General features: G+C 55.4%; 19 protein-coding genes. 5 read left to right on the top strand and 14 right to left on the bottom strand.

Going from position 1 to position 21,732, the window contains the following annotated elements; translation table 11 throughout:
• Window positions 1-2 precede the first annotated feature (2 nt).
• Together HA50_RS14485 and gcvA are read right to left on the bottom strand one after the other, a co-directional pair.
• Entirely contained in the window at window positions 3-707 is a 705-nt protein-coding gene (locus HA50_RS14485) for a class I SAM-dependent methyltransferase (protein WP_158087408.1), read from the bottom strand.
• A gap of 162 nt (window positions 708-869) precedes the next feature.
• Window positions 870-1,769: a transcriptional regulator GcvA gene (gcvA, locus tag HA50_RS14490; RefSeq protein WP_084876292.1), complete on the bottom strand. Its 900-nt coding sequence runs from the start codon at window positions 1,767-1,769 to the stop codon at window positions 870-872.
• A 124-nt stretch (window positions 1,770-1,893) separates the two neighbouring features.
• On the opposite strand from gcvA, the gene HA50_RS14495 reads away from it, so the two are divergent.
• On the top strand, window positions 1,894-2,808 hold the full coding sequence (locus HA50_RS14495; protein ID WP_084876293.1) for a DMT family transporter: 915 nt from the start codon (window positions 1,894-1,896) through the stop codon (window positions 2,806-2,808).
• Here the strand turns inward: HA50_RS14495 and HA50_RS14500 are convergent.
• Window positions 2,805-3,374 carry a TetR/AcrR family transcriptional regulator gene (locus HA50_RS14500; RefSeq protein ID WP_208617291.1) on the bottom strand — a complete coding sequence of 190 codons (570 nt, stop codon included), beginning with the start codon at window positions 3,372-3,374 and terminating at the stop codon, window positions 2,805-2,807. The two genes, HA50_RS14495 and HA50_RS14500, sit on opposite strands and share 4 nt — an antisense overlap.
• Before the next feature lie 113 nt (window positions 3,375-3,487).
• On the opposite strand from HA50_RS14500, the gene HA50_RS14505 reads away from it, so the two are divergent.
• Window positions 3,488-4,600 carry an NADH:flavin oxidoreductase gene (locus tag HA50_RS14505; protein ID WP_084876295.1) on the top strand — a complete coding sequence of 371 codons (1,113 nt, stop codon included), beginning with the start codon at window positions 3,488-3,490 and terminating at the stop codon, window positions 4,598-4,600.
• A gap of 52 nt (window positions 4,601-4,652) precedes the next feature.
• Here the strand turns inward: HA50_RS14505 and guaA are convergent, their stop codons facing one another.
• Complete coding sequence (gene guaA, locus HA50_RS14510; RefSeq protein WP_084876296.1) at window positions 4,653-6,233, bottom strand: glutamine-hydrolyzing GMP synthase; 1,581 nt, start codon at window positions 6,231-6,233, stop codon at window positions 4,653-4,655.
• Window positions 6,234-6,304: 71 nt separating this feature from the next.
• On the bottom strand, window positions 6,305-7,771 hold the full coding sequence (gene guaB, locus HA50_RS14515) for an IMP dehydrogenase (RefSeq protein WP_084876297.1): 1,467 nt from the start codon (window positions 7,769-7,771) through the stop codon (window positions 6,305-6,307).
• 170 nt (window positions 7,772-7,941) lie between these two features.
• On the opposite strand from guaB, the gene xseA reads away from it, so the two are divergent.
• Genes xseA through HA50_RS14530 form a run of 3 tightly spaced genes read left to right on the top strand, consistent with a single transcriptional unit; the run spans window position 7,942 to window position 10,720 of the window.
• The gene (gene xseA, locus HA50_RS14520) at window positions 7,942-9,315 is read left to right on the top strand and encodes an exodeoxyribonuclease VII large subunit (RefSeq protein ID WP_084876298.1); all 1,374 of its coding nucleotides are present in this window, start codon (window positions 7,942-7,944) and stop codon (window positions 9,313-9,315) included.
• 59 nt (window positions 9,316-9,374) lie between these two features.
• On the top strand, window positions 9,375-10,388 hold the full coding sequence (locus tag HA50_RS14525; RefSeq protein ID WP_084876299.1) for a M4 family metallopeptidase: 1,014 nt from the start codon (window positions 9,375-9,377) through the stop codon (window positions 10,386-10,388).
• Complete coding sequence (locus HA50_RS14530; RefSeq protein WP_084876300.1) at window positions 10,385-10,720, top strand: protealysin inhibitor emfourin; 336 nt, start codon at window positions 10,385-10,387, stop codon at window positions 10,718-10,720. The genes HA50_RS14525 and HA50_RS14530 overlap by 4 nt, the downstream gene beginning before the upstream one ends.
• A 70-nt stretch (window positions 10,721-10,790) precedes the next feature.
• Here HA50_RS14530 and HA50_RS14535 read toward each other — a convergent pair whose 3' ends face one another.
• The 9 genes from HA50_RS14535 to pilW form a co-directional block, all read right to left on the bottom strand.
• The gene (locus HA50_RS14535; RefSeq protein WP_084876301.1) at window positions 10,791-13,220 is read right to left on the bottom strand and encodes a glucose/quinate/shikimate family membrane-bound PQQ-dependent dehydrogenase; all 2,430 of its coding nucleotides are present in this window, start codon (window positions 13,218-13,220) and stop codon (window positions 10,791-10,793) included.
• A 397-nt stretch (window positions 13,221-13,617) separates the two neighbouring features.
• Window positions 13,618-13,854, bottom strand: coding sequence for a zinc ribbon domain-containing protein (locus HA50_RS14540; RefSeq protein WP_084876302.1), 237 nt, complete (start codon window positions 13,852-13,854; stop codon window positions 13,618-13,620).
• A 52-nt stretch (window positions 13,855-13,906) separates the two neighbouring features.
• Entirely contained in the window at window positions 13,907-15,397 is a 1,491-nt protein-coding gene (gene der / locus HA50_RS14545) for a ribosome biogenesis GTPase Der (RefSeq protein WP_084876303.1), read from the bottom strand.
• A gap of 154 nt (window positions 15,398-15,551) precedes the next feature.
• Complete coding sequence (gene bamB, locus HA50_RS14550) at window positions 15,552-16,733, bottom strand: outer membrane protein assembly factor BamB (RefSeq protein WP_084876304.1); 1,182 nt, start codon at window positions 16,731-16,733, stop codon at window positions 15,552-15,554.
• A 19-nt stretch (window positions 16,734-16,752) separates the two neighbouring features.
• Entirely contained in the window at window positions 16,753-17,370 is a 618-nt protein-coding gene (locus tag HA50_RS14555; RefSeq protein WP_084876305.1) for a YfgM family protein, read from the bottom strand.
• Window positions 17,371-17,409: 39 nt separating this feature from the next.
• Window positions 17,410-18,684 (bottom strand): histidine--tRNA ligase, encoded by a 1,275-nt coding sequence (hisS, locus tag HA50_RS14560; RefSeq protein WP_084876306.1) that lies wholly within the window; start codon window positions 18,682-18,684, stop codon window positions 17,410-17,412.
• Window positions 18,685-18,790: 106 nt separating this feature from the next.
• Window positions 18,791-19,912 (bottom strand): flavodoxin-dependent (E)-4-hydroxy-3-methylbut-2-enyl-diphosphate synthase, encoded by a 1,122-nt coding sequence (ispG, locus tag HA50_RS14565; protein WP_084876307.1) that lies wholly within the window; start codon window positions 19,910-19,912, stop codon window positions 18,791-18,793.
• Between the two features lie 38 nt (window positions 19,913-19,950).
• On the bottom strand, window positions 19,951-20,988 hold the full coding sequence (gene rodZ, locus HA50_RS14570) for a cytoskeleton protein RodZ (RefSeq protein ID WP_084876308.1): 1,038 nt from the start codon (window positions 20,986-20,988) through the stop codon (window positions 19,951-19,953).
• Window positions 20,978-21,712 carry a type IV pilus biogenesis/stability protein PilW gene (gene pilW / locus HA50_RS14575; protein WP_084876309.1) on the bottom strand — a complete coding sequence of 245 codons (735 nt, stop codon included), beginning with the start codon at window positions 21,710-21,712 and terminating at the stop codon, window positions 20,978-20,980. Before pilW ends, rodZ begins: the two co-directional genes overlap by 11 nt.
• Window positions 21,713-21,732: the final 20 nt, after the last annotated feature.

Here is a 21,732-nt window from a genome sequence, read left to right on the forward strand (position 1 = left end):
GGTCAAAAGCCAGCAAAGGCAAAGGCACACAACGAATTTTTCACGTGAAATATTTTCAGGTCATCACGGGAATTCAGATATTGCGTCACGTCGCTGTGAATACCTGAAGCATAATCATGCCAAATCACCACGCCTTTGCGCACCGCCTGCAAAGCGTTTTCGGTATCGCTTTTAATAATGTCATAGGCATGTCCTCCATCGACAAACACATAATCCAGCTCACCAAATGCCTGTTGAAAATTAACCTGGGTCGAATCCTTTTTAATCAGATTAACTCGTGCCCGTTGTTCTGCGGTTAAGTTTTTCAGATACACCGCCCCTTCAATGGATTGGGTGTGGCGCAGGAAATCATCATTCACATCACCATCGGTGAGGATTTTATCGCTATCAAACTGCGTTTCCAGGCAGGCGTCAGTGGGTAAATCGAGAGAGAATATTTTGGCATCACTGTTCAGCGCCAGCAGCGTGGTGGAATAACCAAGATAAGTGCCGACTTCGAGCACGCTTTTAGGCTGGGTGATTTTCAGCAGACTCAGCAGGACAATCTGATCAACCAGCGTAATGCTGCCAATTTCCACTGGCGGGAACAGGGTGGAAATTTGCTCATCAGCTGAGCAGATATTTTTCAGGGTGAGAAGGTCTTTTAACTTTATTTCATTGATTCCATTACCATAGCCGGACAAAAAATCAATAACTGAACTGTTCACACCCTTCTCCTCGTACCTTACCCATCGTTTTGTTCTGAACCACAGCAGACAGGCACGGGCGCAGAAACACATTTTCGTTATCTTAACGTTTCGCTCTGCTGCGCCGTGGGGGAAATAACAAGCTGTTTTGCGGATAATTCTACGGATTGGGATGAAGGGGGTTCAGGCTGGATATTCGTTTTTGTCTGCCGCTGCCGCAGCCACCAGCCAGTCACGGAAGCGACGGCTCATCCGTTGCAGCACGGCAGACTCGTCGTACACAAGGTAGTAAGCGATAGGAGATTCCACCTCGACCTGGAGTGGATTAACCAGCGTGCCCTGCTCAAGCTCCTCCCTGACCAGTGAACGCCGGACCAGTGCTATCCCTTTCCCCGCCAGTGCCGCTTCGATCACGCCATTTGAATCGACAAACACGGGCCCTTTATGGGTTTCGGCATCGTTGATACCCACGGCACGGAACCAGAGTCCCCAGTCCATACGGTGCTCATCATGCAACAACGTATAACGGGTGATATCCAGCGGGGTCAGCAGGGCTTCCCCCACGGCAAGCAGGCGCGGACTGCATACCGGACGCAACCGGTCATTGAGCAAACATTGCGACTCCAGCCCCGGATAGACACCCGTACCATGCCGCACAGCAAAATCAATGCCCTCGGCAAGTAAATCGACTTTACGGTTGGTGGTGCTGATCTGAACCTCAACCCCTGGATTATCCTTTTCAAACGCCGGTAATCGCGGCAGCAGCCACTGGATAGCAAAACCACTGGTGCAGCTGACGGTAATTTTATTGGGTTTGCCTTCATCCATTAGCCGCTGGGTCGCTTCCGCAATCTGGCTGAAGGCAGGCCGTATGGCACGCAGATAGATACGCCCTTCGGTGGTTAATTCGAGCTGACGTGGACTGCGGATAAAAAGCCGGATGTTAACCGTCTCTTCAAGTTTGGTAATCTGCTGGCTAACGGCACTGGGTGTGACGCATAACTCTGCGGCAGCGTGTTTCATGCTGAGATGCCTGGCGGCAGACTCAAAACACATCAGCGCATGGAGCGGCGGAAGTTTCATCGATGCCTCATGACCATAAGTTAGAAAAACTTAATCTGAGAAGAAATTATGGTTTGAACAATACGTCATTCAGGCTCAAAGTTATTTTGACGATTAAGTTTAGCTAACCACAGGAAATTTTGATATGCGCCTCGCAGATTATGTCAGACTGATCGTTCTCGCGGCGATTTGGGGAGCCAGCTTCCTGTTTATACGCATCGCTGCCCCACAGTTCGGTGCCATTAACACCGCGTTTCTGCGCGTCTTTTTCGGTTTTGTCGGGCTGGCGGCAATACTTTTCGTGACAGGTTCCTCGTGGCAATTCGCGGGAAAATTTCGCGCATCGCTGGTTCTCGGCATCATTAACTCCGGCCTGCCATTTTTTATGTACTGCCTGGCAGCGAAATGGTTGCCGGCTGGCTATTCCGCCATCCTCAATGCCACCACGCCGCTGATGGGGGCTATCATTGGCTTTGCCTTCTTCAGTGAAAAACTGACACCGCGCAAATGGGGCGGCGTAGTGCTGGGACTGGCAGGGATTGTGGTCATCACCGCGATGGGGGAAACCCATTCCGCCAGCAGCACGCTGGCGGGTGTGGTTGCCTGCCTGGTGGCGACCGGTTGTTACGGCGTTGCCGGATTCCTGACACGTCGCTGGATCTCCAATCGGGGCGGCCTCGATCCGAAAATCGTGGCATTTGGCAGCCAAATTGGTGCCAGCCTGTTTCTGCTGCCGTTTTTTGCTTTCTCCGTGGCCAGCGGGCCGCAGGTAAACTGGCATCAGCCCACTGTCTGGGCCAGCGTCATCGCGGTCGGGCTGATTTGTACGGCGCTCGCTTATATCCTCTACTTCAGGTTAATCGCCGATATCGGCCCGTTGCGCTCCCTCACTGTCACTTTCCTGATCCCACCCTTTGGCGTGCTATGGGGCTATCTGGTGTTGGATGAGACGCTTTCTGGTGGGTTTGTTATCGGCGCGGTGATTGTGTGTCTGGCGGTGTGGATGATTGTGACGCCAGGAAAGGTGGCTGCTGACGTCGCAAAAAGGGTACGCCCCTAAATCCCTAGCAACTTTACCAGCAACGCGGAAGCCCAGCTGAAGTCAGGAAGCGTCTGCGAAAAGAGAATACGGTAAACAATGGGCGCAATCAGCTCATCCATCACCCGTTCCGTCTCAGGTGGCGTTTCGCCACGTTGTATTGCACGCTGGCGGATCGCCTCGATTTGTTCGACGTGCCGCCGCTGGCAACGCACCCGGTATTCATCACTCTCCGCCGCCGCAATTTCGCTAAGTAATTTACGCCCGGTTTCTGTCGCCAGCTCATCAACATACTCTTCCAGCCAGCGACTGAAATCTTCGTGCATATTGCCAGTATCTTCCGGTTCGGAATCCGGTAATAACTTTTGCAGCGCAATATCCGAGAGCAGTTGGCTCAACGATCCCCAGCGCCGGTAAATGGTGGTGGGGTTCACAGCAGCCTCCTGCGCGATGGCATGCACGCTCAAACCCTCAGCCCCCTTCTCTGCCCGCAGGCGTGCTACCGCAGCGTAGACTGCTGCCTGAATACGCGCCGCACGCCCACCCGGACGCGATGCCGGGCGTGTATTAACTTCATTCTCACTCATCTTGCTTCCTGTCATCACTGTTGCTGTCACTATAAAAGCAAAAAAGTTGCTTTTATGCGAGAGGAGATCTATAAAAGCAACAAAATTGCTTTTATCATTTCACGGAGAAGATCATGCATTCCACCAGCCTTATGTTTTCCCCTTATCAGCTGAAAAACCTGCTTCTGCCCAACCGGGTGGTGATGGCCCCCATGACCCGTTCCTTTTCTCCAGGTGGCATCCCCACACCGGAGATGGCGGCTTATTATCGACGCCGTGCCGCCGCCGGTGTCGGGTTAATCATCACAGAAGCAACGGGTATTAACCGCCCGGCGTCCGTTAATGAACCCGATGTGCCTATTTTCCACGGCGAAGCCGCTTTGGCAGGCTGGAAAAAAGTGGTTGATGAGGTGCATGCGGCAGGCGGAAAAATCATGCCTCAGCTTTGGCATGTCGGAACCAAGCGTTCCATTTTCCATGCAGACTGGCAAGCGGGTGCCCCCTTTGAAGGCCCTTCGGGTTTATCGATCGCGGGAGAATCTGTCGGCAACCCAATGAGTGATGCCGATATTGCCGACACGATTGATGCCTTTGCTGACGCCGCTGTAAACGCCGAGCGGCTGGGCTTTGACGGCATAGAACTGCATGGCGGCCATAGCTATCTCATCAACCAGTTTTTCTTCGGCCACCTTAATTTACGTCAGGATCGCTGGGGCGGAGAGTCGCTGCTGGCGCGATCACGCTTCGCGATTGAAGTCCTGAAGGCGATCCGTCAGCGGGTCAGCGCCGATTTTCCGGTACTGTTTCGCTTTTCGCAGTGGAAAGCTCAGGCGTTTGATTCCCGCATCGCCGAAACACCCGATATTTTGGCGGACTGGCTGAATGCGTTGGCCAATGCCGGTGTGGATGCCTTTGACTGTTCTCAGCGCCACTACTGGGATGCAGCATTCCCTGAGGTTGATAAGACGCTGAATATGGCTGGCTGGGTCAAAAAACTCACCGGGGTCACCAGCATCGCCGTAGGCGCCGCCGGGTTGAGTGGCGATGTCTTTTCCTCGCTGGCGGGCAAATGCTTTGCCACAGCACCGCTCGACCCGCTGCTGGAAAGGCTGGAAAATGGCGAATTCGATTTGATGATGGTGGGCCGCCCGTTGTTGCAGGATCCACAATGGCTGGAAAAAATTCGTTTGGGGCGGTTGGATCAGCTGGCGGGGTTTACTACCGAGGCGTTGAAGACATTGTATTAAAAAAAAGCCCGCAATGACGCGGGCTTCACTTTTGCTACTACCGGGGTGGGAATTATTCCCACTCGATCGTCGCTGGCGGCTTACCAGAAATATCGTAAACCACACGGGAGATACCGTTCACTTCATTGATGATGCGGTTGGAGACGCGGCCAAGGAAGTCATACGGCAGGTGCGCCCAGTGAGCAGTCATAAAGTCGATGGTTTCCACTGCGCGCAGTGACACCACCCAATCATATTTACGACCATCACCCATCACACCGACAGAACGCACCGGCAGGAACACGGTGAATGCCTGGCTGACTTTGTTGTAGAGGTCAGCTTTGTGCAGTTCTTCGATAAAGATGGCATCAGCACGACGCAGCAGGTCGCAATACTCTTTCTTCACTTCGCCCAGCACACGCACGCCAAGACCCGGCCCCGGGAACGGGTGACGGTACAGCATGGCGTACGGCAGGCCGAGTTCCAGACCGATTTTGCGCACTTCGTCTTTGAACAACTCTTTTAGCGGCTCAACCAGACCCAGCTTCATCTCTTTCGGCAGACCGCCCACGTTGTGGTGCGATTTGATTACGTGCGCTTTGCCGGTGGCAGAAGCCGCAGATTCGATCACGTCCGGGTAGATGGTGCCCTGTGCCAGCCATTTCACGTCGGTCAGTTTGCTGGCTTCTTCGTCGAAGACTTCCACAAACACACGACCGATGATCTTACGTTTGGCTTCCGGATCGTTCTCACCCGCCAGCGCGTCGAGGAAACGAGCCTCAGCGGCAACGTGGACAATGTTCAGACCGAAGTGGTCACCAAACATCTCCAGCACCTGGTCCGCTTCGTTCAGACGCAGCAGGCCGTTATCGACGAATACGCAGGTCAGACGGTCGCCAATCGCACGATGCAGCAGCATCGCGGTAACCGATGAATCGACACCACCAGACAGGCCGAGGATAACTTTGTCTTGGCCTACCTGCTCACGAATACGCTCAACCGCGTCTTCGATGATTTTGGCCGCGGTCCACAGTGCTTCGCAGCCGCAGATATCGCGTACAAAGCGCTCCAGCATGCGCAGACCCTGACGGGTATGAGTCACTTCCGGGTGGAACTGCACGCCGTAAAAACGCTTCTCTTCGTTCGCCATAATGGCAAACGGACAGGTTTCGGTGCTGGCTACGGTCACGAAATCCGCCGGGATCGCCGTCACTTTATCGCCGTGGCTCATCCAGACATCCAGCAGCGGTTTACCTGCGTCGCTGATGGCATCTTCGATATCACGAACCAGCGCGCTTGAAGTGGTCACTTCAACCTGTGCGTAACCAAATTCACGCTCAGTGGAGCCTTCAACCTTGCCACCCAGCTGCATTGCCATGGTCTGCATGCCGTAGCACACGCCCAGGACCGGCACGCCAGCGTTAAAGACATATTCCGGCGCACGCGGGCTGTTCAGCTCGGTGGTGCTTTCCGGGCCACCAGAAAGAATGATGCCGTTCGGGTTGAACTGACGAATTTGCTCTTCGGTGACATCCCACGCCCAGAGTTCGCAGTAGACGCCCAGCTCACGCACACGGCGCGCGACCAGTTGCGTATACTGAGAACCAAAATCGAGGATCAAAATGCGATGTTTATGAATATTTTCAGTCGTCATTGCGGCGTTTCCATGGGATGGACTTAATAATAAATTCGCCCGGCTGGAGCCGGGCGGTAAATCTTACGGGATTATGAACCCATGCGGTAGTTCGGCGACTCTTTGGTGATGGTCACGTCGTGCACGTGGCTTTCGGAGATGCCCGCGCCGCTGATGCGAACAAACTCTGCTTTGGTGCGCAGATCGTCAATGGTCGGGCAACCGGTCAGACCCATACAGGAGCGCAGGCCACCCATCTGCTGGTGCACGATCTCTTTCAGGCGACCTTTGTAAGCAACGCGACCTTCGATACCTTCCGGCACCAGTTTGTCAGCAGCGTTATCGCTCTGGAAGTAGCGGTCGGAAGAACCTTTGGACATTGCGCCCAGTGAACCCATACCACGGTAAGATTTGAATGAACGGCCCTGATACAGCTCGATTTCACCCGGAGATTCTTCAGTACCGGCCAGCATAGAACCGACCATCACCGCTGCCGCACCGGCGGCGATAGCTTTGGCGATGTCACCAGAGAAGCGGATACCGCCGTCGGCGATAACCGGAATGCCCGTGCCTTCCAGCGCTTCTACTGCGTCAGAAACGGCAGTGATCTGCGGCACACCCACGCCAGTCACGATACGGGTAGTACAGATGGAGCCAGGGCCGATACCCACTTTCACCGCGCTCACACCGGCTTGCGCCAGCGCCAGTGCGCCTGCACCGGTCGCTACGTTGCCACCGATGATTTCGAGGTCCGGGTATTTCGCACGGGTTTCACGGATACGCTGCAACACGCCTTCAGAGTGGCCGTGTGAGGAGTCGATCAGCAGAACGTCAACACCCGCCGCGACCAGCGCATCAACACGCTCTTCGTTGCCTGCGCCTGCGCCAACCGCAGCACCCACACGCAGACGACCCTGCGCATCTTTACAGGCATTCGGTTTACGTTCGGCTTTCTGGAAATCTTTTACGGTGATCATGCCCAGCAGATGGAAGCTGTCGTCCACCACCAGCGCTTTCTCAACACGTTTTTCGTGCATTTTCTGCAGTACGATGTCGCGGGCTTCACCCTCTTTCACCGTGACCAGACGCTCTTTCGGCGTCATCACCGCAGAAACCGGCAGGCTCAGATCGGTCACGAAACGCACGTCACGGCCGGTAATGATACCCACCAGCTCGTTGTCGGCATTGACCACCGGGTAACCGGCAAAGCCGTTACGCTCGGTCAGCGCTTTCACGTCCGCCAGGGCGGTAGTTGGCAGCACGGTTTGCGGTTCAGTCACCACGCCACTTTCATGTTTTTTCACCTTGCGAACTTCATCCGCCTGGCGCTCAATTGACATGTTTTTGTGGATAAAGCCCAGGCCACCTTCCTGTGCCAGCGCAATAGCCAGACCTGCTTCGGTCACGGTGTCCATTGCAGCGGAGAGCATAGGGATGTTCAGACGAATGTTTTTCGTCAGTTGGGTGCTGAGATCGGCCGTGTTAGGCAGAACGGTAGAATGAGCAGGAACGAGCAGAACGTCGTCAAATGTGAGTGCTTCTTTAGCGATTCGTAGCATGGCAATATCTCAACCTGGGGGTGAATGAGAACAGATAAAATATTGCCGCGGCATTATACAGGCCGAAATCGGTTGCCTCCAGTGTTTTTTCAGAAAAACTCTTGATCCTCTGTACCAGCCATGTAGTATCGGTTAATTAACCCTCTGATTTACTATTTGATCTCCATCACATGTCGCTACCGCCAACCGCCAATATTTTTACCGTTAGCCGCCTGAATACCACGGTGCGTCAACTGCTGGAAAATGAAATGGGTCTGGTGTGGCTCAGCGCAGAGATCTCCAATTTTACCCAACCCGCCTCCGGTCACTGGTACTTCACCCTGAAGGATGATGGTGCCCAGGTGCGTTGCGCCATGTTCCGTAACAGCAATCGCCGGGTGGCGTTTCGTCCGCAGCATGGTCAGCAGGTGCTGGTGCGTGCCAGCATCACGTTGTATGAACCGCGCGGCGATTATCAGCTGATTATTGAAAGCATGCACCCGGCAGGTGAAGGCTTGCTGCAACAGCAGTTTGAGCAGCTTAAAACCCGGCTGGCGGCGGAAGGTTTATTTGATCAGCAATTCAAGCAACCGCTGCCGGATCCGGCGCGTCAGGTCGGGGTGATCACCTCCGCCACCGGTGCCGCGCTACATGATGTGCTGCGCGTGCTGCATCGTCGCGATCCCTCCCTGCCGGTGGTGATTTATCCCACGGCGGTACAGGGTGTGGATGCTCCGGCAGCGATTGTGCGTGCTATCGAGCTGGCGAACCTGCGTGATGAGTGTGATGTGCTGATCGTCGGCCGTGGTGGCGGTTCACTGGAAGATTTGTGGAGTTTTAACGACGAACGCGTAGCACGGGCGATCTTCGCCAGTCGCCTGCCGATTGTCAGCGCTGTCGGGCATGAAACCGATGTCACGATTGCTGACTTTGTTGCCGACCTGCGCGCACCGACGCCGTCCGCGGCCGCCGAACTGGTCAGCCGTAATCAGCTGGAATTAGTTCGTCGCCTGCAATCGCAGCAGCAGCGGCTGGAAATGGCGATGGATTACTACCTGGCGCAGCAACAGCGTCGCTTTACCCGTATGCAGCATCGGTTGCAGCAACAGCATCCCCAGCTACGCCTGGCTCGCCAGAGCACCGCCCTGCTGCAACTGAAACAGCGGTTGACTGAGGCGATGGACCTGCGCCTGCGCAGCGCCAGCCGCCAGCAGGATCGCCTGGTGCAGCGTCTGAACACCCAGCAACCGCAGCCCCGCATCCTGCGCGCCCAGCAACAGCTGCAGCAGTGGCATTACCGTTTGCAGCAGGGGATGGAGCGACAGCTCAACCATAATCGTCAGCGCTTTGGCACCCTGGCAGCGCAGCTGGAGGCGGTAAGCCCGCTGGCAACGCTGGCACGCGGTTTTAGCGTGACCACCGATACCCAGGGCCATGTGGTGAAGAAAATGCAGCAACTGAGCAAAGGCGACTTGCTACGTACCCGGCTGGATGATGGCTGGGTGGAAAGCGAAGTCACCGCATTGACCCCGCAAAAATCCACCGGACGTAAATCCCGTACCTGAATCGCCCCGCGACATTCGATCTATACTTTCTGGCACATTCATCTGCCAGGGAGCCTGGTATGCCCTACAGTGTGATTCCACCCTATATTCTGCGCAATATTATTGCTCACGGCTCTGGCCCGCAGCAGGATTACGCGCGCCGCACCCTCACCCATGTTCAGCATCTGATGGCGGCGCACCCGCACAGTACAACGCCTTCCAGCAGCGCGACGCCCGGCCAGGTGGTACGCGCCATTTACGACGCCGAACAGACTCAGACTCTGCCCGGTACGCTGATTCGTCAGGAAGGTCAGCCCGGCAATGGCGATGTCGCCGCCGAGGAAGCCTGGGAGTATCTCGGCGTCACTTACGATTTTTACTGGCGCATCTACAAGCGTAACTCATTGGATAACAAGGGGTTGAAGCTGGATGGTACCGTTCATTACGGTAAGGAATACCAGAACGCCTTCTGGAACGGTCAGCAGATGGTGTTTGGCGACGGTGACGGTGAGATTTTCAATCGCTTCACCATCGCCATTGACGTGGTCGCGCACGAACTGACCCACGGAGTGACAGAAAGCGAAGCCGGGTTGGTTTATTTTGCGCAGTCCGGGGCGCTCAATGAATCGATGTCGGATGTGTTTGGTTCGCTGGTGAAACAATTTCATCAGCAGCAAACCGCCGACCAGGCTGACTGGATCATTGGTGAAGGGTTACTGGCTAAAGGGATCAACGGACGCGGCTTGCGTTCTATGTCGGCTCCTGGCACCGCTTATGACGATCCGATGCTGGGTAAAGATCCGCAACCGGCCGATATGGCGCATTACATCGACACCCGTGACGACAACGGTGGCGTACACCTGAATTCCGGCATTCCTAACCGCGCATTTTATCTCGCGGCAACGTCGCTGGGTGGCTTCGCCTGGGAGCTGGCAGGTCAGGCCTGGTATGACACCTTATGTGATAAAAGCCTGCCTCAGAATGCAGATTTCAGTACCTTTGCCCGCTTTACCGTACAGCACGCCGCCAAACGTTTTAACCGTTCCGTCGCGGATGCGATTCAGAGCGCGTGGCAGCAGGTAGGTGTAACGTGAATATCCCTGAACTCACCGATGACGCGATTATCGAGCTGGCTCGTGAAGGCGGGCTGGCCTTTATCCCACGTCTGCGCACCGAACGACGTTTTGCGCTGGCGCAATTGCCCACGCCGCAGAAACAACGGGTATGTGCGGTGCTGGAACAGGCAATGCCGCTGGGCGAGCCGGAAGATCAGGCTGCCAACATCGGGCGTGGTGATCAACGCTATTTTCGCATCCAGATCAGCTACGCCACCCATCAGCAAAGCGGAACAGTGGTGATTTTGATTCCGGAACAGGTCGCGCCACCCGAGCTCGAAGCGCTGTGGCGTGATGGTGAGCAGGCATAAAAAAAGGACCGACAATGTCGGTCCTGTTTCTTAGCATCCGGCCAGCAGAGACTGGCCGGGAGCGTCATCGTTACGGCAAGGCGTAGGCGATAACGTAATCACCACGGTCCGGAGACTGACGAGCACCACCTGCGGAGATCAGGATGTACTGTTTGCCCGTTTTCGGCGACACGTAGCTGATCGGGCCACCCTGGCTACCTACTGGCAGACGGGCTTTCCAGACTTCTTTACCGGTTGAGCTGTCGAACGCACGCAGGTAGTAATCCTGAGTACCGGCGAAGAATACCAGGCCACCCTGCGTTGCCAGAGAGCCACCCAGTGTCGGCATACCGATTGGCATCTGCGCGTGCATTTTAATACCGAACGGACCGGTATCCTGCACCGTACCTACCGGCACCTGCCAGACAATCTTACGGGTCTTCATATCAATCGCGGACATAGTACCGAACGGCGGAGCCTGGCACGGGATACCCAGCGGAGACATAAAGCGGTTTTTGTTAACAGCGTACGGCGTGCCTTTCAGCGGAACTGCACCCATACCGGCGTTGACAGACTCACCACCATTGCTGGCTGACGCTTTGCTGGTGTCCTGCGGAACCATCTGCACCCACAGGCCCAGACGCATATCGTTGACGAACATGTACTGGTTGTTCGGGTCAAACGAGATGCTGCCCCAGTTCATACCACCCAGTGAACCCGGGAAGCTGAGCGAGACGTCGGTATCCGGCACAGTGAACAGGCCGTTGTAACGCATGGATTTGAAGCTGATACGACAGATCAGTTGGTCGAACGGTGTTGCACCCCACATATCAGACTCTTTCAGGGTCTGGTTACCGATGCTCGGCATTTCTACCGAATGCGGCTGGGTTTTGGTGTACTGCTCGTTCGGGATGTGACCCTGCGGCATCGGCAGCTCTTCAACCTTGGTCAAAGGCTTACCGGTCAGGCGATCCAGCACCCAAATCATGCCGGTTTTCGCACCGATAACCACAGCAGGTTTAGTGGTGCCATCCTTCATCGGGAAGTCAACCAGGCTCGGCTGCATCGGCAGGTCGAAGTCCCACAGATCGTTATGCACGGTCTGGTAAACCCATTTCTGTTTACCGGTGGTTGCATCCAGCGCCAGGATTGATGCGCCGTAGGTGTGATCCAGTTTGGTACGGTTCGCACCCCACAGGTCAACAGACGGGCTACCCATCGGCAGGAACACGGTGTTCATCGCCGGATCGTAGGACATCGGTGCCCAGGAGTTCGGGGTACTACGGGTGTAGTCTTTGCCCGGCATCAGCACCGCATTCGGGTCCACGTTGCCTGGGTCAAACGCCCAGCGCATCTGGCCAGTGATCACGTCGAAGCCACGCAGCACGCCGCCAGGCATATCAGTTTTCACGTTATCAGCAACACGACCACCGACCACTACCGTGGTTCCCGCCAGTGCAGGTGCAGAAGTCAGCTGATAAAGCGGATCTGGCGCATCGCCCAGGCCTTTTTTCAGGTCAACCGAACCGTGATCACCGAAGTCTTCACAGTATTCACCGTTGTCGGCGTTGATAGCGATCAGGCGTGCATCGATGGTGTTCATCAGAATACGACGCTGACAGGTATCACCGGCAGCCAGAGTCACCGGCGTGACCGGGGTTGAGCCAGGCTGAGTCGGCTGAGTCAGCGGCTTGGTCGCATCAAAGTACGCCAGGCCACGGCAGCGGTTCCACACCTGAGACTGGGCGTTAACTTCACGTTTCCAGATCTGCTTACCAGTGTCAGCCGCAACCGCGATCACGTTGTTGTGCGGAGTACACAGGAACAGGGTGTTGCCAACCTGCAACGGCGTTTCCTGATCTTCAGCACCGTTTCCGCCAGGGCTGATGGGGGTATCACCGGTGTGGAACGTCCAGGCCACTTGCAGGTCTTTCACGTTGTCACGGGTGATCTGGTCCAGCGCCACGAAGCGGTCACCGCCCGGGGTGTTGCCGTAGTTTTCCCAGTTCTTCTGCTGTTTCGCTTTATCCACCGGAATCAGCGGCAGCTGTGTGCCTTCAAAAGCGACAGTCGGGTGCGGCTGGAACATCTGAACAAAGGTTGCCACCATACCAACGACAATCACCGCAGACAGCGTGTACGAGACTTTTGCCAGTGAGCTTTTGCCCTCAGCCTTACGCAGTGCAGGCCAGGTCAGGAATGCCAGCAGCATCAGACCCGCAGGCACCATCAGGCGTGAAACCAGCGGCCAGAACACCCAGCCCGCATCCACCAGCGCCCAAATCAGCGTACCGGCGAAGACCAGAATGAACAGCGTGACTGCTGAAGATTTACGACGGAAGAATTGAATCGCCGACAGTAACATAACGATACCGGCGATCAGGAAGTACCAGCTACCGCCGAGGGAGACCAGCTTGCCACCGCCGATGGCGAAGAACAGCCCGACGGCCAACAGGACCAGCCCTAATAACACAGACCAGATGCTCAACCCTTTACAGGGGCGAGCGGAATTTTCTGCCATAACACAAACTCTCCTGAAAAAATAAAGCGCTGGCGCCGGACATAGCATATTGCCCGGTCACAGATACCCTGCCGTGCCTGTTGCAGGAATCGTTCCGTTAACGTCTTTATTTTAGAACTATTGGTACGGGTGCGACGCCCGTGATGCAGTGCTTGTGAGGAAGGACACAGCGAAACGCTATTGAGACTTACCACAAGGCGGCAAGATTGTACCACCTGGTACATTAAGAAGTGAATATCCATAACGCAGGAGTTACTGCGCAATAGCATTTTTGCTACAAATCCAGTCGTAACTTATTAAAATTTATGACGCAGGGAGGGTGAGATTTTTGTCGCGGCGCGATTCAGAAGCGTATGGATGGCACGAAAACATCAACCCCGAGCGATAAATCGCGCCGCTACAATTCAGAATTGTTGGTAATATCCGGAATAAATTCCACGCGCTTTTTCGAAATCAGCCCGTCGCCGTGCTGGCAAAAGTAATCCACCGCACCACAGGCTTTCAGCACCTGTAATGGCTGATGGCAATCCGGGCAGATGGCGATCTGATCGAAATGGCTGCCACAATGTGGGCAATCAAAACCGTCTGTTACGTGAGTCAGCGCTTGCTGGCAGTTTGGACAATGTGCGTTCATTTTCTTCTCCAGACACGCAAAAAAAATGAGGGCCACTCTGGCCCTCATCATCTTATTTCTTGTTCTTTTTCAGGTGCGCCAGCAGACGCTTGCGTTTACGCTGCTGAGTTGGCGTCAGCAGATTACGTTTACCTGCGTACGGGTTATCACCCTCTTTGAACTGAATACGAATCGGCGTACCCATCACGTTCAGCGAACGACGGAAGTAGTTCATCAGATAACGTTTGTAGGAATCCGGCAGGTCTTTCACCTGATTACCGTGAATCACCACAATCGGTGGGTTGTAACCACCAGCATGCGCATACTTCAGCTTCACGCGACGACCACGCACCAGCGGTGGCTGATGGTCTTCGGCTGCCATGTTCATGATGCGCGTCAGCATCGAGGTGTTCACACGTTTGGTGGAACAATCGTAGGCTTCGGTGACCGATTCAAACAGGTTACCAACGCCGCTACCGTGCAGTGCCGAAATAAAGTGAACGCGAGCAAAATCAATAAAGCCGAGACGGAAATCCAGCGTCTCTTTCACTTCATCTTTCACTTCCTGCGACAGGCCATCCCACTTGTTAACCACAATCACCAGTGAGCGCCCACTATTCAGGATAAAGCCCAGCAGCGACAGGTCCTGATCGGAAATGCCTTCACGCGCGTCGATCACCAGCATCACGACGTTGGCGTCTTCAATTGCCTGCAGCGTTTTGATCACCGAGAACTTCTCAACGGTATCCGTGATCTTGCCACGCTTACGCACACCGGCGGTGTCGATCAGAATATATTCACGATCGTCACGCTCCATCGGGATGTAAATGCTGTCACGCGTGGTGCCCGGCATGTCGTAAACCACGACGCGGTCTTCACCGAGAATACGGTTAGTAAGCGTTGACTTACCGACGTTAGGACGTCCGACAATCGCCAGTTTGATAGGTAAAGTGGTCGGATCGAAATCGTCCTCTTCCTCTTCTGCCAGCTCCTCGCCGTTCTCTTCTGCCGCTAACGCTGCCCAGTAGGCTTCGTTTTCGTCTTCTTCGCTGACTTCCAGCGGCGCAACGACATCCATCCACGGCAGCAACGCAGTTTCCAGCAGCGAGGTCACGCCACGGCCATGCGAAGCGGCGATAGCGTGGATCTCACCCAGCCCCAGGGCGTAGAAATCCAGCACTGCGGCTTCCGGATCGAGACCGTCGGTTTTGTTCGCCACCAGGAAGGTCGCTTTTTGACGTGAACGCAGGTGATTGGCGATCTGCTGGTCAGCTGGCATCACACCCGCACGGGCATCCACCAGAAACAGCACCACATCGGCCTCTTCAATCGCCAGCAGTGACTGCTCTGCCATGCGATTTTCTACACCTTCTTCAGTGCCATCAATACCACCGGTATCGATAACAATAAATTCGCGCCCTTCCACTTCGGCGCGACCATATTTGCGATCGCGAGTCAGTCCAGGAAAATCCGCCACCAGCGCATCACGGGTGCGCGTCAAACGGTTAAACAGCGTGGATTTCCCCACATTGGGACGCCCAACCAGCGCGACCACAGGTACCATAACACTTGCCTCAGTTTAAAAATGAATCGCCCGAATGGCGTGAGTATAACGACATTTACCGTAAGGTTCAGGCTGAAGGCGCTAAGAATACCATAAAAACGAAACGGCCCCTGAACAATCAGGAGCCGTCGCAACCTACAGCCAGGCTTCGCCCTTAACGGGTAATGGCGTAAACCTCACCGTCTTTCGACTGAATCAGCAGCTTGTCACCCGCCACCACTGGTTCGGTCTGGAAGCCGGAGCTGTCAAGTTTCTGCTGTGCCACAAAGCGGCCATCCAGCGTATTGATCCAGTGAACATAACCTTCGCTGTCGCCCACCACCAGGTAGCCATTGAACAGCACCGGTGAAGTCAGATTACGGTGCAGCAGCTCGCTCTGACGCCAGATGGCCACGCCACCGTCGGCGTTCAGCGCATCGACACGGTCATTCTGATCCACCAGGTAGATACGACCCGCATCAACGATCAGATCTTTCACGCCGCCAATTTCACGTTTCCACAGGATCTGACCAGAACGCAGATCCAGCGCCGTCAGGTTGCCGTTGTAAGCCAGTGCATAAACCACACCATTAACGATAACCGGCGTAGTATCGACGTCGTTCAGACGGTCGATCTCAGTGGCACCGCTCGGCTGCGAAATACGCTGCTGCCAAATCAGTTGGCCCTGGTTCATGATCACCGCGCTGACGCGACCGTTGTCGCCGCCAACAATGGCACCACCAAAGGCAACCGCCGGAGCTGATTCACCGCGCAGTGACAACGCTGGCATATCAAGGTTGACGCTCCACTTGATGGCACCGCTCGCCTGATCCAGACCCTGCAACTGACCGTTGCTGGTATGAATCAGTACCAGACCATCGCTCACGACCGGACGCGATAACGCCTCACCCGCCACTTTGGTCTGCCAGGCAATGCTGCCATCGCTGGTGTTCAGTGCAAACACCTGACCACGCTCACTGCCGATGTAGATACGGTCACCGTTTACGGTCACGCCACCCGACAGCAGTGCTGAAATATTTTTCGAGAAGAAGCCGGTCTTCTCAGAGAGGTTCACTTTCCATTTTTCTTTGCCGTTGCTGGCATCGAGGGCTTTCACCACGCCAAAGCGGTCAGCGGCGTAGACAGTGCCATCCTGCCAGGCCGGATGCAGGTTAGAGTAGAAATCGCCGACACCATCACCCACGGAGGTGCTCCACGCAGTCTGCGGCGTAAACTGATTTTCTACTTTCGGCAGCGGGGCCATTTTCACTACATCTTCTTCGCCGCTGAACAGCGAGCAACCGCTGAGCAGAGTGACTGAAATCAGCCCTGGCAGCAGGTATTTACGTAATTCCATGTGCGCTCTCTTGACTGGCTTAACTTAAGTTATTCATCTTCATCTGCAGCATTTGCTTCAGGGCCGGAGAAGCTTGTGACTCCGCACCTTTGCTCCAGGCATCACGCGCGCCCTGCTTGTCGCCTTTGCTCAGCAGTGCTTCACCACGAATGTCCGCTACGATAGCTGTCCAGCCATCACCCTTAACATTGTTGAGGGTAGAAAGTGCGGCATCGGCCTGATTTTGTTGCAGTTGAATGCGTGCCAGACGCAGGTTAATCACCGCCTGCAGGTTGGCATCTTTGGTATCTTTCAGCCCGCTCTGCAGCAGAGCGATAGCTTTGTCCAGCTGATTGGTTTCAACATACTGCTTAGCCAGATCCAGCGACGCCAGCGCACCATAGGTGTTGTTGTTTTCACTGGCAAAACTGGCAACGGCTTCCAGCGTTTGCGGCTTGTCAGCCTGCATGGCGCTGGTCAGTTGCTGATACTGCGCTGAGGCGGCTTTGTCGGCACCGGCCTGATGGCTGGCCCAAAAACGCCAGCCGCCCAGTGCGGCGATACCGATGACAACGCCTACCGCCAGTGCTTTGCCATTGTTGGCAAAAAAGCGGCGCAGCACATCAACCTGTTCGTTTTCGTTGCTGTAAACTTCCACGCAATCCCTCTCTTAAAAATGGCTGTTGCGATGCTACGCTTACGGCAACAACGTGCGCAACGTAGCACTGGCTTCACTCTGGGCCAGCGTCTGCTGATCGCCGGTACGCAGGTCTTTAATCACCACCTGGCCGGTTTTCACTTCATCTTCGCCCAGCACCAGCGCAATGCGCGCGCCCCACTTGTCTGCACGGGCAAACTGCTTCTTGAAGTTACCACCACCGAAGTTAGTCATCAGCTTCAGTTGTGGGTTTGCATCACGCAGTTTTTCCGCCAGTTGCATCGCGGCGGACTGAACGCCCTGCCCCGAAGCGATAACATAGACATCAACAATGCGCGTCGGTTCAAATTCCGGGTTAACTGCCTGCACCAGCAGCACCAGACGTTCCATACCCATGGCAAAACCGACAGCCGGCGTCGGACGTCCACCCAGTTGTTCAACCAGACCATCGTAACGGCCACCACCACACACGGTGCCCTGGGAGCCAAGCGCACTGGTCACCCACTCAAACACGGTACGGTTGTAATAGTCGAGGCCACGCACCAGACGTTGGTTAATGGTGTAGCTGATACCGGCATCGTCCAGCAGAGCACACAGGCCGCTGAAGTGCGCGCGGGAATCTTCATCAAGGAAGTCACCCAGCGTCGGTGCATCATTCAACAGCTTTTGAATATCCGGGTTTTTACTATCGAGTACGCGTAGCGGATTGGTGTACATGCGACGTTTGCAGTCTTCGTCCAGCACCTCTTTATGCTGTTCGAGGAAAGCCACCAGGGCGTCACGGTAGTTGGCACGCGCGTCGAGTGAACCGATAGAGTTCAGTTCCAGCTGGACGTGCTCGGCAATACCCAGCGCTTTCCACCAGCGTGCGGTCATCATGATCAGCTCGGCGTCAACATCCGGTCCCTGCAGGCCGAAGACTTCCGCGCCCATCTGATGGAACTGACGATAACGGCCTTTCTGCGGACGTTCGTAGCGGAACATCGGCCCCATGTACCACAGGCGCTGCTCCTGGTTGTAGAGCAAACCGTGCTCGATACCGGCACGCACGCAGCCTGCCGTCCCTTCCGGACGCAGCGTCAGGCTTTCACCATTGCGATCCTCGAAGGAGTACATCTCTTTTTCAACCACGTCGGTGACTTCACCAATTGCGCGGCTGAACAGCGGGGTCTGCTCAACGATCGGCAGGCGGATTTCACTGTAACCATAGCTGGCCAGCACCTGCTTAAGCGTGCCTTCGATACGTTGCCAAACTGCGGTATCCGCAGGCAGGTAATCGTTCATCCCGCGAATCGCTTGAATATTCTTCGCCACGTTAAAATCTCTTAAGACAAAAAAACCTGTCCGGCATCATACCTTATGAGGATGAAACCGCACAGGTTCAATCACAAACTGGCACGCGGCAGGCGCGCACCTTCCCTTATTTTTCCAGCTGCTGCACGTTGATGCGGCGGCTTTCGTCCAGCATTGATGCCTTAGCGCGGATACGTGCTTCCAGCTGGTCGATCATGTCCTGGTTATCGAGACGGTCACGCTGGCGCACGCCATCTTCGTAGAAACCACTCTTTTTGTTGCCACCGGTGACGCCCAGCGTCGAAACCGTGGCTTCGCCTGGTCCATTGACCACGCAGCCAATGATCGAGACATCCATCGGCGTGATGATGTCTTCGAGGCGTTCTTCCAGTGCGTTTACCGTGCCAATCACGTCGAACTCCTGACGTGAACAGGTCGGACAGGCAATAAAGTTGATACCACGGGAACGAATGCGCAGGGATTTGAGGATGTCATAACCGACTTTAACCTCCTCCACCGGATCGGCGGCCAGCGAGATACGCAGCGTATCGCCAATCCCCTCTGACAGCAGCAAGCCTAAACCAATGGCGGATTTCACTGCACCCGCGCGCGCGCCACCCGCCTCGGTGATGCCGAGATGCAGAGGCTGATCAATGGCTTTCGCCAGTAAACGATAGGATTCAACCGCAAGGAAGACATCGGAGGCTTTAACACTGACTTTGAACTGATCAAAGTTGAGACGATCGAGGTGATCCACATGGCGCATAGCGGATTCGAGCAGCGCCTGCGGCGTTGGCTCACCGTACTTTTCCTGCAGATCTTTTTCCAGCGAACCGGCATTCACACCGATACGGATCGGAATATTGTAGTGACGCGCGCAATCCACCACCTGACGGATACGCTCGTTATTGCCGATGTTGCCTGGGTTGATTCGCAGACAATCTACGCCATATTCGGCGACTTTCAGCGCGATGCGATAGTCAAAGTGAATATCCGCTACCAGCGGCACATTAACCTGCTGCTTAATCAGTTTGAAAGCTTCAGCCGCGTCCATGGTCGGCACTGAGACGCGGACGATATCGACGCCGACGCGCTCCAGCGCTTTGATCTGATTGACCGTGGCGGCAACATCCGTGGTACGGGTGTTGGTCATCGACTGAACGGCAATAGGCGCACCGTCGCCGACTGGCACCTTGCCGACGTAAATCCGCGTTGATTTGCGACGGATAATGGGTGCTTCGTTATGCATATTCTCTCTCCACAATTGCCCGGCAAGCGCGATGCGCGTTATTGCGCACCGACTGTCAGACGGGCAACCTGGTTATTACGGATAAAACGGCTTAAATCAACGGGCTGATTCTGATATTGCACCTGAACAGCGGCTGGCGCGCCAATTTTCAGACGATACGGAGCCTGACCTGACAGACTCAGCTTACCGCCGCTACGTTGCAGGCCGCTGAACAGCTTTTTACCGGTGGCGTCGGTGACTTCCAGCCAGCAATCCGCATTGAAGTTCATCACCAGCGCATTAGGATCGGCTGACGTCTGGCTGACGCCCGCGCTACCGGTCGGCAGCTGACCTGCGACGCTATTCGCCGGAGCAGGAGACGTTGCCGGAGGCGGCGTGGTATCGACCGGTGCCTGGCTTGGCGCGACCACGGCATTGTCGCTGCTCTGCGCAGCGGGTGCAGTGGTCGTTGCAGGCGGATTGCTGGTCGCAGCAGGCGCGCTGGTGTTGGTATTCGGGGTAGCTACCGCACCGGCACCGTTATCGATAGGGGTGCCTGCGGCGTTGGTGTCGGCATCAGTGGGTGCGTCGTTGCTGCTGTTATCACCCAGCGGAATCGACTGGCTGTTGTCACCGCTGTTGCTGCCGTTTTGGTCAGCCATCGACACCAAATCTTCCTGTGAGGCTTTATGATTCTGCCACCACCAGGCACCGGTCAGACCGATCACCACGAAGATCACCAGCCAGGTGAAGATCATCAGCCAGCCATCACGTTTCTTGCGTCGTTTACCCAACGAGAAGCTCTGCATCGGCTCGATTTTGGCCGCACGAACCGGTGCCTGTTTCGCCATCATCGGCAACAGGTCATCTTCCGGTACATGAACCAGACGGGCATAGGAGCGAATATAACCGCGCAGGAAAGTCGAAGCTAAATCAGCAGGCGATTTGTCCTCTTCAATGTCGCGTACGGTTGAAAGTTTCAGGCACAGGCGTTCAGCGACGTTTTGCTGGGTCAGCCCCATCTGCTCACGGGCCAGACGCAGGCGTTCACCTGTGGAATGTACTGCAGATTTCTCTTGAGTGGCTTCAGTATTCATTAGCTAAATAACGCTGGTACTGTATCGATTGTGGAAAACTTCGCGCCAACCGGTCGCCATAACGTGTAACGTCAGCAGCGTTTCCCTGTTGCGCGGCGAAACGTATCTGTAACCCTAAGCTGTCGGCACTGGCGGGCAGCTTAAGGTGGTAAATCTCTAAGAGCAGTGAAACCTTGTCCCACGCTTGCTGTTCAGATTGCCTTTCCGCCTCCGTCAGCAGTTGATTACCCAGCTGCGGTGCTGCATCCAGTGCGTGAGTTAATTGCTTCCGTGCAGCGGCATAATCGCCTGCCTGCAGGTAACAATAGCCCGAAAACAGCAAAGCATCCTGACGAGCATCGGGTTCCTGCGCATCAGCTGCCAGCTTAAACTGTTGATGCGATTCGTCATACTGCCTCAAACCGCAGAGAAACGCACCGTAATTGTTAGCCACATAACCATTGGCCGGGGCCAGTTGTTGCGCACGCTGGTAGTACCAACGTGTTTGCGCGATATTCTGCTGCGCCTGAGCCACGCGCGCAAGCGCCAGCGATACACGATAATCCTGCGGCGCAGCCTGTTGTGCTCGCAGCAAATTACGCTGCGCTGCCGAAAAATCTTTCACCGCCAGATAGTGCAATCCAAGTTGCAGCCGAATATCTGCCGCTCCCTGACGCGTGGGTTCACTGACACACCCGGTTACAACAAAGCCAGCCAACACCACTGCGGGTAATCCCTTACTCATCGTCCGTTCTCCCTGAATCA

Origin of the sequence: Pantoea cypripedii, assembly GCF_002095535.1 — a bacterium.
Classification (GTDB): Bacteria; Pseudomonadota; Gammaproteobacteria; order Enterobacterales; family Enterobacteriaceae; genus Pantoea; species Pantoea cypripedii.

Excerpts from the sequence above, each read along its gene's own strand:
- HA50_RS14500 (WP_208617291.1), bottom strand. The coding sequence starts at position 3,374 with ATGAGTGAGAATGAAGTTAATACACGCCCGGCATCGCGTCCGGGTGGG.
- guaB (WP_084876297.1), bottom strand. The coding sequence starts at position 7,771 with ATGCTACGAATCGCTAAAGAAGCACTCACATTTGACGACGTTCTGCTC.
- gcvA (WP_084876292.1), bottom strand. The coding sequence starts at position 1,769 with ATGAAACTTCCGCCGCTCCATGCGCTGATGTGTTTTGAGTCTGCCGCC.
- ispG (WP_084876307.1), bottom strand. The coding sequence starts at position 19,912 with ATGCATAACGAAGCACCCATTATCCGTCGCAAATCAACGCGGATTTAC.
- der (WP_084876303.1), bottom strand. The coding sequence starts at position 15,397 with ATGGTACCTGTGGTCGCGCTGGTTGGGCGTCCCAATGTGGGGAAATCC.
- HA50_RS14540 (WP_084876302.1), bottom strand. The coding sequence starts at position 13,854 with ATGAACGCACATTGTCCAAACTGCCAGCAAGCGCTGACTCACGTAACA.
- rodZ (WP_084876308.1), bottom strand. The coding sequence starts at position 20,988 with ATGAATACTGAAGCCACTCAAGAGAAATCTGCAGTACATTCCACAGGT.
- HA50_RS14525 (WP_084876299.1), top strand. The coding sequence starts at position 9,375 with ATGCCCTACAGTGTGATTCCACCCTATATTCTGCGCAATATTATTGCT.
- xseA (WP_084876298.1), top strand. The coding sequence starts at position 7,942 with ATGTCGCTACCGCCAACCGCCAATATTTTTACCGTTAGCCGCCTGAAT.
- HA50_RS14505 (WP_084876295.1), top strand. The coding sequence starts at position 3,488 with ATGCATTCCACCAGCCTTATGTTTTCCCCTTATCAGCTGAAAAACCTG.
- bamB (WP_084876304.1), bottom strand. The coding sequence starts at position 16,733 with ATGGAATTACGTAAATACCTGCTGCCAGGGCTGATTTCAGTCACTCTG.
- guaA (WP_084876296.1), bottom strand. The coding sequence starts at position 6,233 with ATGACGACTGAAAATATTCATAAACATCGCATTTTGATCCTCGATTTT.
- HA50_RS14535 (WP_084876301.1), bottom strand. The coding sequence starts at position 13,220 with ATGGCAGAAAATTCCGCTCGCCCCTGTAAAGGGTTGAGCATCTGGTCT.
- pilW (WP_084876309.1), bottom strand. The coding sequence starts at position 21,712 with ATGAGTAAGGGATTACCCGCAGTGGTGTTGGCTGGCTTTGTTGTAACC.
- HA50_RS14495 (WP_084876293.1), top strand. The coding sequence starts at position 1,894 with ATGCGCCTCGCAGATTATGTCAGACTGATCGTTCTCGCGGCGATTTGG.